Annotated in this window: 11 protein-coding genes; 8 read left to right on the top strand and 3 right to left on the bottom strand. The window is 44.8% G+C overall.

Annotated elements, in window-relative coordinates:
* Positions 1–75: 75 nt before the first annotated feature.
* From B3139_RS05080 to B3139_RS05060, 5 genes are all read left to right on the top strand, one after another.
* Positions 76–954 (top strand): TssN family type VI secretion system protein, encoded by an 879-nt coding sequence (locus B3139_RS05080; RefSeq protein WP_293880431.1) that lies wholly within the window; start codon positions 76–78, stop codon positions 952–954.
* A gap of 10 nt (positions 955–964) precedes the next feature.
* Positions 965–2,110 carry a hypothetical protein gene (locus tag B3139_RS05075; RefSeq protein WP_293880429.1) on the top strand — a complete coding sequence of 382 codons (1,146 nt, stop codon included), beginning with the start codon at positions 965–967 and terminating at the stop codon, positions 2,108–2,110.
* 58 nt (positions 2,111–2,168) lie between these two features.
* Positions 2,169–2,741, top strand: a complete 573-nt coding sequence (locus B3139_RS05070; protein WP_293880427.1) for an NAD(P)H-dependent oxidoreductase — start codon at positions 2,169–2,171, stop codon at positions 2,739–2,741.
* A gap of 46 nt (positions 2,742–2,787) precedes the next feature.
* Complete coding sequence (locus tag B3139_RS05065) at positions 2,788–3,243, top strand: DinB family protein (RefSeq protein WP_293880425.1); 456 nt, start codon at positions 2,788–2,790, stop codon at positions 3,241–3,243.
* 183 nt (positions 3,244–3,426) lie between these two features.
* A complete protein-coding gene (locus B3139_RS05060) occupies positions 3,427–4,074 on the top strand; it encodes a hypothetical protein (RefSeq protein WP_293880423.1) in 648 nt (215 codons plus the stop codon).
* Positions 4,075–4,107: 33 nt separating this feature from the next.
* Here B3139_RS05060 and B3139_RS05055 read toward each other — a convergent pair whose 3' ends face one another.
* The 3 genes from B3139_RS05055 to B3139_RS05045 are packed head-to-tail and all read right to left on the bottom strand — an operon-like array spanning position 4,108 to position 7,770.
* Positions 4,108–4,731: a response regulator transcription factor gene (locus B3139_RS05055; RefSeq protein WP_293880421.1), complete on the bottom strand. Its 624-nt coding sequence runs from the start codon at positions 4,729–4,731 to the stop codon at positions 4,108–4,110.
* Positions 4,724–6,742, bottom strand: coding sequence for a sensor histidine kinase (locus B3139_RS05050; protein WP_293880419.1), 2,019 nt, complete (start codon positions 6,740–6,742; stop codon positions 4,724–4,726). The genes B3139_RS05055 and B3139_RS05050 overlap by 8 nt, the downstream gene beginning before the upstream one ends.
* 56 nt (positions 6,743–6,798) lie before the next feature.
* The gene (locus B3139_RS05045) at positions 6,799–7,770 is read right to left on the bottom strand and encodes a TolB family protein (protein ID WP_293880417.1); all 972 of its coding nucleotides are present in this window, start codon (positions 7,768–7,770) and stop codon (positions 6,799–6,801) included.
* Positions 7,771–8,193: 423 nt separating this feature from the next.
* Between B3139_RS05045 and B3139_RS05040 the strand changes: the two genes are divergently transcribed.
* From B3139_RS05040 to B3139_RS05030, 3 genes are all read left to right on the top strand, one after another.
* Complete coding sequence (locus B3139_RS05040; protein ID WP_293880415.1) at positions 8,194–11,529, top strand: SusC/RagA family TonB-linked outer membrane protein; 3,336 nt, start codon at positions 8,194–8,196, stop codon at positions 11,527–11,529.
* Between the two features lie 20 nt (positions 11,530–11,549).
* Positions 11,550–13,568, top strand: a complete 2,019-nt coding sequence (locus tag B3139_RS05035; protein WP_293880413.1) for a RagB/SusD family nutrient uptake outer membrane protein — start codon at positions 11,550–11,552, stop codon at positions 13,566–13,568.
* Between the two features lie 108 nt (positions 13,569–13,676).
* Entirely contained in the window at positions 13,677–14,798 is a 1,122-nt protein-coding gene (locus tag B3139_RS05030; RefSeq protein WP_293880411.1) for a glycoside hydrolase family 88/105 protein, read from the top strand.
* The last annotated feature ends 34 nt before the right edge of the window (positions 14,799–14,832 follow it).

Raw genomic sequence — 14,832 nt, 5'->3', positions numbered from 1 at the left:
AACCCAGTAGATTGTTTTCAAGCTGACCGGGGATTTTAATTATAAATTGTTTATTTAAAGATAGTATATTAGTTTGTGAATACTGCAACAGCTGAAATGGAAGTACAAACAGTTTTTTTGAGGTACATACTTGCGCCTTTATTAGTATTTATTTCGACAATTGTATTGTCGGTCTGGAATAAGAAGAATTCTCTTCTTAGCAATAAGAAGTTAATTATTTCGATCCTTCTAGGAGGACTAGCGCTGGCATTGCCCGGTTTTTTCGGGTTTTTGGGCTTTGGCTATATGCCCTGGGGCTATTTTATGACCATGATGTACGCGTTGGGACTAGGGGTGCTTTGGGTGTATCTGCTGAGTAAATGGGATCTCAACACGTTGGAGAACAAAAAGGTATTTGTGTTTTTCGTCATGCTGGTCATGCTGTTGCTGGGGATATATATATATAAACTGTTTTTCGATTGGATGAGCCCATTCCGATTGGGCTGGTGGGCAGCCACCAGTATTTCCATTTTTATGGTTCCTATGTTCTTTTGGTGGACCTACATCGCGCTTTTATCTATCCCTATGGAAATACATCGGGTATGGGAATACCCCCGGTTTCCCGAAGAAATCAGTCTGGATCATCTGGATTTTGATAAACTACTGGTATTAGAACTGGAACTCTATAAGGACAGCAAAGATGTGGAGCCGTTGCGCGTGAAGGTTAAAGCGCCAGAAAAAATGAACTTCGGACTGTGGTTCCAAAAATTTATTGAAGATTATAATGCCAAATTTCCAAGCGCCCCGGTTCGCTTCGTGGACGATCAGGGAGAATACCAGCGCTGGATATTTGTTGTGAAGAGGTCTATCTTTAGAAGAAATGTATATATAGACCCCAATGCAGACATTTCAGGCAATCAGATTACAGAAAAAATGACTATTCACGCCAAGCGTGTTTCAGAAACTATAGGATAACATTAAGCTTATGCAAAAACCATTAAATTACGAAGGTATCAATTGGGTGGATGGGATGAAACTCTCCAGTGGTGATTTTGTTCATACGGATCTCTATACCCAAGATCTCGTCCGCGACGGCATATCAGTGGGGCTCCATCATGCGAATTTTGGATTGTTGCCAGCCTTTGCGGGGTATGATCGTTCTTTTGATATTTCGCTGCTGAAAAAAAATACAAATTATCTGGAGGTTGAAGTTCGGTTTTGCAATGCGGTCACCAGTGATGGGAACCGAATCAATATTGCCTATCAGCAAGGTGCGGTAGAGGCGAATTTTAGTGCCTTTATGGATGTGTCGAAAATTGCTGTCGGCGAGCATTATGTAGTTTTATATGTACATTCATTTAGAAAATCGGCTTTTGGCGAACCTAATCCGGAGGAATCACCCCTTCGTTACCCGTTTGTAAAAAAAGAATATACGATCGACATTGTGACGAAGTCCGCAGTACAGCAACGGCAGGTGAGTGGTTCTTTTCTGCCTATCGGCAAGCTTGTAAACGACGGACAGGAAACTTTATTGCTTTCGCAATACATTATGCCTTGCGTTTATATCGAAAGCCATCCGCAATTGATGGATTTTCACAACCGCTTTTACCGAGCATTGAATGAGTTTCAGTCAGCCGCATATCGCATCATGGATAAAACAGTGAATAAGCCTAAGATCACCGAGCTGGGGCTTAATATCCGCTTTATTACTGAACGTATCTTAGCGTATATGGCCACTTCATTTTTTGAATACCGATCTATCCTTCCGCAAAAGGCACCCATTTATCTTTTAAAATATTTTTCGGATTTTGCACATGTATTTTTTAATGCTGTACGGCTGATCGAATCTGCTGAACGGGAGGAAATGCTAAAATATTTTTATGAGTGGAAAGATGTGACACCCGGAAATTTTGAGGAACGTTTATCAAACCTTATTGAATTGCGTTACGATCATCTGGAAATTGCAGAAGCGATGGAATGCGTGGCTGATTTTATGCAGGTAATGGTTTCGTTATGGGGTAAATTGGCGACGTTGGAATATATTGGTCAACGACGGGAAAATATAGTCGTTGCTGAGCAAAAGGTTGTGCAGGAGGTACAGACGAAGCGAACCTGGTCTTTGCTGGATTAGTAGATTTATTGGGTGAGATCGGTTTGCGTTTCATTTTTTTTGCTTATGTTAGCAAAAGATGAAGAACGTTTTATTAATCAATGGGGATCTTTTTAAAACAGCGTCTACTGACTTCCTGATGGATGCTTACCGAACAGGTGTAATGCAGGCGGATGGCATTGTACATGATCTGCGGATCGCAGATCTACTTTTTAATTACAATATTCAACTTCCTTCGTTGCATTCGACATCTTTGGAAGCCGATCTGCAGTTTGCTTTGCGTCGTCTTCATTGGGCCAAACATATCGTATTGTTCTGTCCCGTTTACCGTTCATATATCCCCTCCAAGATCAAAGGCTTTTTTGATCGCCTGTTCTTGCCCTATCAAAGCAGTCTGGATGTTAACCGCATTGATAACAATTTCTATGGTAAATCTGCCCGAATAGTAAGTATATTGGATCAAGATCTCTTTGCTGAATATAACCTTTACAAAAAGACAAACTTTATGAGCGTGAAGAAGGATGTCTTCGAACGCTGTCATATTTCGCCTGTGCGAACATCCGCCATGGGCGAACTGCATCAGCTGAACAACTCATACAGTTCAAAATGGGCAGATAAACTCGCACGGTTTGGCCGGATTGATCTCGTATAAATGTGCTATAAACATCTTTTAAGTGTACTACAAATAGCTTTACAACATGGAATCACTCTTTAATGCCTGGAAAACCAGCCGTATGGCATACCTCAAATTTTTTGAGCACTATTCCCTAGAAGAGCTCAACCGCATTCCTACTGGCTTTGGCAACAACCTGATCTGGAATATCGGTCATATCATTGCCACACAGCATAAATTAATTTATATCGGATCGGATGTAAAAGGGCATATTCCAGAAGAAGTTTTCCTGAAGTACCAGTCGGGTACAAAACCCACAGTACCGGTATCCCAACAGGAAGCGGATCTGCTTAAAAGTTTGCTTGTTGAACAGATTGAGCCGACTATCCTGGATTTTAACAACAAAGTATTTCTCCATTACAACGCCCGTACCACGGGGACGGGCTTCCATGTCACTTCAATATACGATGCCTTCGAATGGAATAATTTTCATGAAGGGCTCCACCTGGGCTATATGATGAGCATTAAGAAGTTTATCTAACGAAGTCCCCAATTTTAGAACGCTTTGCAGGCCAACTTGCATATTGATGTGCCAGTATTCATGATTTAATTTTCATGGTTTTCGTGGATTGTCTTCAAATGGACTAACGATTAGTTTTGTAATAGAGCTGAGTAATGCAGCGAATTTTTCTTCGCAAATCAGCTTACAACGAACGAAAGTTTTATGAAATATTTAGATATGAAATACAGCACAAAAGCGTTAGTCCTCCCGCTATTGTTTACAACGATAGCCTGTGGTAAATCCCAAGATTCTGGTTCGTATCAGCAGACGTTCAATGAACGCATGAATAGACAGGCCTATCTGGGCAGTACCGAGTCGACCATGTATTTACATGGATACGATCGTTTAGCGCCGGTAAAGGGAAAAGGGTCTTTCAGCATCGATAAAATAAAAGGTGATAGCTCCACCTTGGTACTTGTCATGGAACTGTCTGGCCAAGAGGGATTTTCTTTTGCTATTCCAGGGAAGCAAACCGGGCGCTCGTGGCGGTTTACCGCCGAATCGGGCGAGTTATCCGTTGCCGACAACGGAGAAGTCAATGGATCGCTGACCGCCAGTGCTAAGGAGATCATGTGGAAGGGACGACTTTTTGACGACAAGATGATGCTGGACGTCAAAATTAAATATCTTAAATCCGGTGGCGGTGTACCTGCAGAATCTATCTTAAATACACATTTTGAGCTTCTTAGATCGGGCGGCCAACAGGGGGGCAATGGGCAACAGGGCTGCACCATTGTATGGGAATCACGGCCGGTATTCAATGTCTATGAAGGCGGTGTAAACCTGATTTATGTGCCGGTGTGCCACTGATGGTTGCACTGTCTAACGACAGCGCGTTGCTTATTAGATAAACTTCATTTCAGTAGCCTTGTGGATCAAGGAAGCCGAATTGCTGACGGAAAATTTTTGTAGCAGATTTCGACGGTGACTTTCGACAGTCAGTGGGCTGATAAACATCAATTCCCCAATTTTGGGCGTGGTATAACCTTGCGCCATCCATTTGAGTACCTCGCGCTCTCTTTCTGTAATCTTTGGAACAGAATCTTGCTGATTCCCTTTTAATATGAAGTTCATTTCTCGGCTGAGCACCTGTTCGCCCTGATGAACGGAATGTATACCTTGAATTAAGTCTTCGGCAGATACATTTTTGAGAAGATAACCCAAGGCGCCCGCCTGAAGCATACGAAGGGCGATGCTGCCTTCATTTAGGTTGCTGATTGCAATAACCTGTGTGTTAGGAAAATCCTTTTTTATGATTGCAGTGGCATCGATACCATTCATGCCGGGCATGTTGATGTCGACCAAAACAATATCGACAGATTGGGTTTGAAGAAAAGCTAAAGCATCAGACGACGAGGTAAATGTGCCCAGTAAAACGATGTCTGCGCTGTTCTTTAAAATAAATTCAAATCCATTCAGTACGAGTGGATGATCGTCTACGATAATAACTGAAATAATCTTATCCATGTATATTAAGTTGAATATGGAATGATGCGCCGTTTCCTACTGCTGCATCAATCTCTAATTGTCCATTTAAGATGTCGACCCGGTTGCGAATGTTGGAAATACCAATCCCTTCCTTGGTCATTGTTGCATGCTGGGGATCAAAACCCTTGCCGTTGTCCTCTACGTTCATGTGGAATTTATCCGCCACCTGACTACATTGTACCCACACCTGCGAAGCTCCGCTATGCTTTATGGCATTGGTCAGTAATTCCTGCAGAATCCGGTACGCCGCGATCAGAAAATCTTGCCGGTAGTGTTCTCGTAGATTTGAAGCCTGAAAATCGACCTGAAGGTCGGGATGTGACATAGCATTGCAAAGATCCCTGAGGGCGACTTCCAGACCCATGTATAGCAAAGACTCTGGCATCATATTGCGTGCTATCCGCCGGAGTTCGTCAACGGAATGATCCAGTTGTTCAATGATTACATGGAGATCCGTCGTTTTTGCAGCTTCTTGCTGAGGATTGGCATTTGCCGCAACCGCCGAAAGTTTTAGTTTGGTACTCGCCAATATTCCGCCCAATCCGTCGTGCAGATCCCGTGCGATGCGGCTTCGCTCTCTTTCCTGTCCCTGTAACATCGCATTATAAAGATTCAATTTTTCTTGTTGCTTACGATTTTTAATTTCCTCCTCTAAGAGCATCTCTTTGTGGGTGGCTAACTTTTTCTTGTTGAGGAAGGCGGTGTACCAGGTGAAAGATAAAAAGGATAAAATAAGCATAGCGAAAGCAAGAACACCGACCCACATGCGCGTCTTTTGAAGGGCGAGCTGATGCCCTTGGTTCTCTGTTTTTATACGCAATAGTTCCTTTTCTTTTTCTGCCGTCTGATATATTTTTTCCAGTTCCATGATTCGCGCATTGCCCTTATCCCGATAGAGGGTATCGGATAGTTTTTTGTGCGCTTCGTACCAGTGGGTAGCTTCTCGCCATCGTCCCAATTTAACGGCTGTGGTCGCGAGGTTATCATACACCATTTGCTTGTTTCTGAGGGACTCTTTGTTTTGTACATAAGGAAGTACGGCCAACAGCTTGTCCAGGGCAGCCTGATATTGTCCCGCTTCTTTTAACGCAGTGAATTGATCAAAAATAATGGATGCCGTCATATCCTTATTTTGCTGTCTTTTAGCATCAGCAAGACCATGCTCAAAATGGATGTTAGCCTTGGACATGTTCTTTTTTGCTGCCCAATAGCTTCCTGTAACAGTGTGGTAAATGGGTATATAGGATGAATTGGGAATACGGAGGCTTATTTTCTCAGCCTTATCGAGCCGTTTTTTTGCTTCTATACCATCCTGCCGAAACAACGCATTGCGGGCAGCATTGACGTATAATGTCAAAAGCTGTTCATCGGAATCTTTTCTCCCCTGTAGCAGATGAAAAGCCTTCTCATAGTATTGTTCGGACTTGCCATATGCCTGGAGGTTCATCAACACCATGGCAACATTCTGGTAATTATTGCCCAGCAGGATAGTATCCTGGAGCTGTTCCGCTATCGGTATCACTTTATTGAGCAGCACATGTACATATTCATCCGACTTTCCCTCGCGCTGAAGTAATGCGCCATAACTTCCCCAAAGCCTTGCACGGTGCTTTTGGGCGGAGACATTATTTTTCTGATCGATCTTTTTAAGCTGATCTTCGGCCTGTAAGTAAAGCTGTTTTGCCTGTAAAGGTGCTGAGTCAAAGTAGACTGCAGCGCGGTAGAAATAAGATAAGCCCCTATAGTAGGTGGATTTTCGCATGGGCCCTAATACCTGTTCGGCTTCTGCGATATACTTGAGCGCTTGGGTACTATCGTAATCGCACCAAAAAAAGCTCAATTCATACAGGGCTTGGGCCTTGCTCGCCTGATCGTCCACACGCAGTAGTTGTTGATAAAGGCTATCGCTATACTGCTCAAGTTGATTCTTTTGCTGGCCAAGGGCATTGAAGCGGGGTAGTGCACAGAGCACTGCGATAAATAGTAACATTTTATGCATGCACGGGAAACAGAATATTGATTTCTCAAAATACAAAATAATTCTTATTACCGCCAAATCATCTGTCCATCAGCGCTTTCAATTCTGTCTTTTCCTTTCCAAATGACAGGAAGGACTTCGGAAGCACTATTGATTTCTAAACCAACATCATGTTGCTTACCATCATTCGGAATAATTTGCAGATCCCATAGGTATCCAAGTGTTCCCGTAGACCGATAGTTGGTGCCAATCAATAGGTGTTTTCCATCGGGTGAGAATTCTGGCATCGACTCTTTAAAATTGCTTGAAGTGACCTGCTTTAGGTTATTTCCGTCTACATCCATGGTGTAGATATGATTACCGATGTTGAGTGCAAATTGGGTTCCCGCCTGGTTGACCGTCAGCTTGCCCCAGTCCTGATAGTTCATTTCCTTCACCAAGGCTCCCGAGTTATAAGGGGGAGCGATCTTTATAATATACTTTCCATGTGTCAAGACAATGTTATTTCCTGGTAGCCATACCCGGGATTCGTTGAAACCCAGCCGTTCACCATTGATATCTACAATACGTGCGACAAATTCGCCGTTTCGCTTTAAAATGGTCACCCCGTCCTGAAAGTCATTTGACGTAACCATGATCAAGCTGTTGTCGGGGGACAAGTAGCCTTTGCAGTAGGTGTTGCCAGCAGGACTGTTATAAATAAATTCTTCAACGATGTTGCCACTGTTCATATCACTGATCGTAAACTTCACATCGTATTGGCCGAATGTGCTGGCATTTACTGCGGTTAGTTTCCATTTTCCATCGCGCGAAATATCAAAATTATTGAGCTTTGAATCATCTGGTATAAAAGATCCGCCGATGCCATCGGGTAAGCTCATCTTCAGCACCCCTTCAGTCGCCCAATCGTAATAAATCGTTCCCTTCAATGCAGCGGGGTAAGTGCTCGATCCGCTACCATTGTCTACACTATCCTTTGAGCAAGAGCTGACAATCAATAAAGTAAATAGCTGTGCGGCTATGCAAAATAACTTTTTCATTGTTCTTTTCTTTTGGTATAATCCAAAATTACACGCTTGATGATTTTAAATCAATCCACGAAAACTAGGGTTTTATTTAAAATACACGTCAACTTGTTTTGTGCTGGCGCAGCATCATCGATTTGTAGAAATCACTTTGTCATACTAAAAATACGAAAACGTTATAGTTAAAGAACGAAAACGTTGTAGTTAAATATTGATAACTTCAAAGTCAGATGTTTTTGCACACATTGCTAACGGTGGGGAGTATAGCTCCAAGCACGTTTTTGATTGAAATGTCTGTTATTGAGACAAAGTCGCAATTTTTTGATACAATATCGTCCTGTTTTTCTAATTCCTAATCTTCACTTTTACAATTAAGATTCCTTGAATAAAGGGAGCCAATTATAAAATTACTGAATCATCTAAAGTGAGTATTTCTTTATGGGAAACAATTGTAAACTAAAACAAAATCCATTTTATGGTTTTGCCACTAGCAAATGGATACCCTGTTCCTGCCTGTGGTGTCTTGTTGCTTTCACGAGTCCTGCTGCGATACTAAGGGCGAATGTCCCGGTTTTAAAGACCTTGGACGGGGCTATCCAAAATCGTGAGATTACAGGTAAAATAACAGATGATACCGGCCAGCCGCTAGCTGCCGTGACCGTCAACGTGGCTGGTAGCAACGTAAGTACTGCCTCAAAGGCGGATGGAACCTATACCATTACCATACCTGTCGGAAGCAAAAAGTTAGTTTTTACGCGGTTGGGATACAAGAGCCAGGAAATTGACCTAACAGCAACCAAGGTCGTCAATGTGGAGCTGACATCTACCACGGGCGAGCTGGATGAAGTTGTGGTGGTGGGGTATGGTACCATGCGCAAAAAAGACCTGACGGGCTCGGTTACACAAATCCATCCGGATCGCATCGCCAATGAAAACCCAAAAACCGTACAGGATATTCTGCGTGGCTCGGCAGGACTGAATATTGGCTATGACGCCTCGGCAAAAGGGGGCGGCTCCATTGAGGTAAGGGGTAAGCGGTCGGTATACGATAGCAACAGCGGTCACAACAACCCTTTGCTGGTGCTTGATGGTATGATTTTCTATGGTGAACTTTCTGAAATCAATCCGGATGACATTGAGCAGATTGATGTCCTGAAGGATGCTTCCGCTGCAGCTATCTACGGCTCAAAAGCGGCTAGTGGCGTAATTATCATCAGCACGAAAAAAGGGAAGCAGGGCAAACCGACCATCAATATGACGATGAATGCCGGTGCAACACAGTTGAGCGAATACCGCAAAAGATTCAGTCCCGATGCTTACTTGCAGCACCGTGAAGACTGGTATACCAAAAATACCTACGGCATTAACCCCACAACGGGCTTATACGAGGCTTATCAGACGCGGGATGCTAACGGTAACCTCACGGTGCCTTATGGCTTTTATCTCAATCCGGGACAGCTACCGGGCTCGTTGTCGCTCGATGCTTGGCGCGCACAGTCGACCAATGAAAGTGGCGAGTCTGACCGGAGCATCTGGGGCCGCCGTTTGGGTCTGCAAGGGAATGCCCTGCAGAACTTTCTGGATGGAAAAACGGTCGACTGGGCCGATCATACCTTTCGTACTGGTCTTAATCAGGATTATAATGCTAGCATCAGCGGAGCGAGCGATAGGGTAAACTATTACCTGTCTATGGGCTACCTCAAAAATGAGGGCGCTGTCGTGAGCGATACCTACAAGGCTGTGCGGGCCAATATGAAAATCAATGCAAAGGTGACCAACTGGCTGGAGCTGGGGGCAAACGTAAATTTCCAGGACCGTTCGGACGGAAATATTGATATCGATATGGATCAAATCCTGCGCAACAGCCCGTACGCAGATTACGCTGATGCCAACGGCAATCCGCTGCAATATCCGCTCAGCGAACAGTTCAGCCAGCGGGGGTACAATTATGATTTTCAGAAGAAATACCTTGAGCTGGACAAAGGGTATTCGGTGGTTAACTCCATTTTCAATGCGAAAATTAAACTGCCCTTTAATATTACGTATTCATTTAATGCGTCGCCACGCTTGCAGTATTTCCATGACCGTTACTTTATGTCGGCCGAACTACCCGGATCCAATCCGGCCGATCGAGGTGCAAACCGCGAACAAACCAAACGGTTCGACTGGTCGCTCAATAACACCATCAGCTGGGAACAGACCTTTGCGGATAGGCATCGCCTGATGGTAACTTTGGTGCAGGAAGCAGAAGAACAGCAGTCCTGGAAAGATCGCATTGAGGCACGCAATATCTTACCGTCGGATGCCCTCGGCTTTCACAATACCAAAAATGGCTCGAAAGAAAACAGCAGCTTTGATAGCTACGATACCCATCAGACAGCAGATGCCTTATTGGCCCGTTTATTTTATGCCTACGATGACCGCTATATGCTCACGACGTCTATCCGACGGGATGGTTATTCGGCTTTCGGTACTTCCAACCCCTATGCAACTTTTCCTTCCGTGGCCTTAGCCTGGAACTTTACCAAAGAAAAATTCTTTAAATGGGGCGATGTAATGGATTATGGTAAGTTGCGCGTTTCCTATGGTAAAAATGGAAACAGGCAACTGGCCGATCCGAATCTGGCGTTGGCCAACCTGTATTCGGGTAGTGGCAAAATGCATGGTTACCTCAACTCGGCCGGTGAGCTGGTCCAATACCGCTACCTGATGGTGGATCGGCTGGCCAATCCAAACCTGCAGTGGGAAAAGACCACAGCATGGAATTTTGGTCTGGACTTCGGATTTTTTAAAAATCGCATCTCAGGAACACTGGAGTATTATCTGATGCAAACCCACGACATGATCATGGAGCAGAAGTTGCCCAATTTTACCGGATTTGGAAGTATCACCACCAACTTGGGGCAGGTGGACAACAAAGGAATTGAACTGACCTTAAACACCGTCAACCTGAAGAAAGAAAAACTACAATGGTCTACCAGCTTCAATTTCGCCTATAATAAAAATCAGATCGTACATCTTTATAAAAACTACCAAGATGTGCTGGATGCCAATGGAAATGTGGTCGGCCGTAAGGAAATGGATGAGATTTCGAACAATTGGTTTATCGGACAGCCTATTGGTGCCATCTGGAATTATCACGTGACGGGGATCTGGCAGGCCAATGAAGTGGCAGAGGCTGCTCAATATGGGCAGGCTCCTGGTGATCCGAAAGTAGCCAATGTGTATACCGCAGATGATGTTGTGAACGGCGATGTAACAAAACCTGTATATAATAATAATGACAAGGTTTTTTTAGGGCAGACGGATCCCCGTTTCCGTTGGTCGATGCGCAATGAGTTTATCCTATGGAACGACCTTAGTTTTTCGTTTAATATCTATTCGGCCATGGGACACAAAAGTTTGTCGGGCAATTACCTGAATAACGATGATGATGGCGGCCGTATGGCCTATGGGCTGGCTAATCTGCCCGCAAAGGAATACTGGACGCCGGACAATCCCACCGATCGCTATGGCCGTATCGAGGCCAAGGGACCGATCGGTGCCGAGGGTGCAGCGCGGCTATACGACCGCTCGTTTATCCGGCTCGACAACATCTCGGTAGGCTATACGCTGCCAAGAAATCTGACCTCCAGATACAACCTCAACCGGGTGAAGCTGTATGGTACGGTGCGCAATGTGGCGACCTGGGCAAAGGACTGGGAATACGGCGATCCAGAGACGGAATCCTGGGCCTCAAGGGTATTTACCTTCGGTGTTAATTTATCTTTATAACCTGATTAATTGTGATGTACATGAACGATATACGAAACAAATCCAGATCCGCAGGCAGAGGCATCGCCTTTTTGCTTGCCAGTACGCTAGCGATAAGCAGCTGCTCGAAGGAATTTCTGCAGCCCGATCCGCTGTCAATTTATTTACCAAACGAAACTTTTAATACCGAGTCTGGTTTACTTTCTGCAATGGCTATCTGCGACCGCCATCTAAAGGGGTATTGGGCCACAGATCATAACGAGATGCTGACCCTGGGTACAGAATACATCTTTTCTGAACTGATGGTGGCCAGCAATACCGACAAACGCAGCATGATGGCGGATGTGGCCAATATGCTGACGCCGACCAGTGACAACTCCAGCTTACAGAATCTCGACCGATCCAACAGCCTATGGTATCTGTGGCAGGAAACGTATAAAGGGATCAGTTATGCCAATACCATTATCAAGTACGTGGATCAGGTTCAGACCCTGAGCGAGCAAGATCGGAATGCTTACAAAGGACGGGCTTATTTCCATAGGGCTTTCCGCTATATGGCATTGGTGTTTGAGTACGGAGATGTCCCCTTAGTAACGACAATCATCGATGTGCCCAAACAGAATTACCGAAGTACCAAGCGCGATGCCATTTTGCAGATGATGACCAAGGACATGGAATTTGCCGTCCAATGGGTACCGGATCAGAAAAATATGAGCCTGATCGGTATGATCAACAAAGGGGCCTGCCGTATGTTGCTGGCAAAATGTTATCTGGCCATAGGGGAGTACCAAAAGGCCAAAGAGCAAACCGATATCCTGATTGACCAGTCGGGCTATGCTTTGATGACTGAAAGCTTCGGTACATTTAACGATGGCGGGGAAGCGCAGACCTGGCCTATTACGCGTAATGTGATCTGGGATATGCACCGCCCCGAAAATAAACTGATCGCCAGCAACCGTGAGGTAATCATGGGGATGCCCAACCGTGGTGCCGATGCGGAGTCTTTTGTAAAAATGCTCACCATGCGGATCTTATATCCCTTTGTATTCGACTCGCGGATACAAACGACAGACGGGAAACAGGCTTTGTTGAACATCAAACGTAACAGCGGGGATTACAATGCTAAATATGATTACATGCGGGCCTTTGGTCGCGGTATAGGAACTTTTCGCCCCACTTCTTTCCAGTCCCAGGGGGTATGGGCTGTCAATGGAAAGCAAGATGAGGGCGACCTGCGCCACAGTTCCAAAGTGGGAAACTGGGTGCGCATGGCAGATTACAAGGTCAACAATAAGGCATCCAAAGATTTTGGTAAACCACTTTTACTCAACGATCCAGCTACAGGCAAACTCCTTTGTAGCGATACCATCCGTCGCTGGTACGATGTGCCACATTATAAATTTTTTCTGGACGACCCGGTAAGTGAGGCCAATATCAGCGGTTCAGACGGTTCACGGGGGGCTACCAACGGTAGCATCGCAGACTGGTACCTCTATCGCCTGGCTGAAGCTTATCTCTTGCGCGCCGAAGCAAAATATTATATCAGTCCGTCTGATGGGACAATTAAAGACGACTTAAATGCCATTCGTAAACGGGCAAAATGTACCGAGCTCTATGATGGGGCCGTTACCATTGGAGATATCATGAATGAAAGGGCTCGCGAGCTCTACTGGGAGGAATGGCGTAATGTGGAATTGAAACGGGTATCGCTTTGCCTGGCACGTAGTGGTAAACCGGATGAATGGGGAAATGTATACCATCTGGATAATTTTGATAAGCAAAGTGGTACAGATGCCATCGGGGGTAGCTACTGGTATCAACGCATTGTGCATTATAGCTTATACAACAAAGGCATCATTCATGTCAATGCAACAGGGCTAAGTGATATCAATTATACCATGGATAAGAAGAATATGTATTGGCCAATACCCAATGTAGCTATTACCTCAAATATTAAAGGCCAGTTAAAGCAAAACTATGGCTACGATGGTTATAATCCGGCTACCCCAGTATGGGATCAATGGGAGGATGCTGTTGCGGATGAGTCTAAAGTGGAATAGCCCCCAAGAGGTCCCGAGCCCTTGCGCATGCGCGCAATAAGTTCGGGATTCTTTAATACCATATTTGATAATTTAAAATCAGTTTATAAGTACATAAAACTAATTCATATGATAAAGAAGACCCTTTTGTTTTTATTGATACTTCCAGTTCAACTGTTAATCGCACAGTCGAATCTGGTAAATTTTCCGGCCGAGGCAGACCCAATGGAGGTAGGACATCGCATCGCGCATCGTTTTACTGCGGGCAAACATATGCTACATGCGGGTAAATGGATCAGCTATCCGGAGACCTTTTATTGGACGGGTGCAATTAACTATGCGCGTGTAACAAATGATGCAAAGCTGATGCAGGCAATGAAAGATCGATTTTCCAAACTCGTATCCAGCGAGCCGCAGTTGCTGCCACCGAAAAACCACGTAGACTTAAATATGTTTGGAAGTCTACCTTTGCGTCTTTACCAACTGACCAAGGAGGAAAGTTACCTCAACTTGGGCTTGCCCTACGCGGATACGCAATGGCAGGTACCAGAAAATGCGGGGCAGGAGGCTAAAAACTGGGCGCAGCAAGGATACTCCTGGCAGACCCGGATGTGGATTGACGATATGTACATGATTACCATTGTACAGACGGCTGCATTTAAAGCAACTGGTGAATCAAAATATCTCGACCGCGCGGCTAAAGAGATGGTGCTTTATTTAGATAAATTACAACGCCCCAACGGATTGTTTTACCATGCACCTGATGTTCCTTACTATTGGGGTCGTGGTAATGGCTGGATGGCCGCGGGTATGACCGAATTACTGCGCATGCTTCCGAAAGATCATGCTGACCGGCCCCGTATTTTGAAGGGCTATCTTACCATGATGGAGAGTTTGAAAAAAGAGCAGCGCAAAAGTGGCATGTGGAATCAGCTGATTGATGAAGCCGACTGTTGGGCAGAAACTTCGGGCTCGGCAATGTTTGCTTATGCGATCATAACCGGGGTAAAGCACGGCTGGTTAAATGAAAAGCAATATGGTCCCGTTGCTCGAAGAGCTTGGCTCGCGCTTGCAAAATATGTTGACGGGCAAGGAGCGGTATCGGAAATCTGTGTGGGTACCAATAAAAAGAACGATAAGCAGTATTATTACGATCGTCCTCGACATACAGGCGATTATCATGGACAGGCTGCCTACATGTGGTGTATCAATGCGCTATTGGAAACCAGCGACAATTTGTCGTTATACTAAAGTTTCGGTATTTTTGAACCACACGCTATCCATT

The organism is Sphingobacterium sp. UBA1498, from assembly GCF_002325125.1.
GTDB lineage: Bacteria > Bacteroidota > Bacteroidia > Sphingobacteriales > Sphingobacteriaceae > Sphingobacterium.
The sequence above is the reverse complement of the archived record's forward strand: the minus strand, read 5'-3'. Positions and strand labels throughout refer to the sequence as shown.

Bases quoted from the DNA above. Each gene is read 5' to 3' on its own strand.
- B3139_RS05035 (WP_293880413.1), top strand. From the start codon at position 11,550: ATGAACGATATACGAAACAAATCCAGATCCGCAGGCAGAGGCATCGCC.
- B3139_RS05075 (WP_293880429.1), top strand. From the start codon at position 965: ATGCAAAAACCATTAAATTACGAAGGTATCAATTGGGTGGATGGGATG.
- B3139_RS05060 (WP_293880423.1), top strand. From the start codon at position 3,427: ATGAAATATTTAGATATGAAATACAGCACAAAAGCGTTAGTCCTCCCG.
- B3139_RS05045 (WP_293880417.1), bottom strand. From the start codon at position 7,770: ATGAAAAAGTTATTTTGCATAGCCGCACAGCTATTTACTTTATTGATT.
- B3139_RS05065 (WP_293880425.1), top strand. From the start codon at position 2,788: ATGGAATCACTCTTTAATGCCTGGAAAACCAGCCGTATGGCATACCTC.
- B3139_RS05030 (WP_293880411.1), top strand. From the start codon at position 13,677: ATGATAAAGAAGACCCTTTTGTTTTTATTGATACTTCCAGTTCAACTG.
- B3139_RS05070 (WP_293880427.1), top strand. From the start codon at position 2,169: ATGAAGAACGTTTTATTAATCAATGGGGATCTTTTTAAAACAGCGTCT.
- B3139_RS05040 (WP_293880415.1), top strand. From the start codon at position 8,194: ATGGGAAACAATTGTAAACTAAAACAAAATCCATTTTATGGTTTTGCC.
- B3139_RS05050 (WP_293880419.1), bottom strand. From the start codon at position 6,742: ATGTTACTATTTATCGCAGTGCTCTGTGCACTACCCCGCTTCAATGCC.
- B3139_RS05055 (WP_293880421.1), bottom strand. From the start codon at position 4,731: ATGGATAAGATTATTTCAGTTATTATCGTAGACGATCATCCACTCGTA.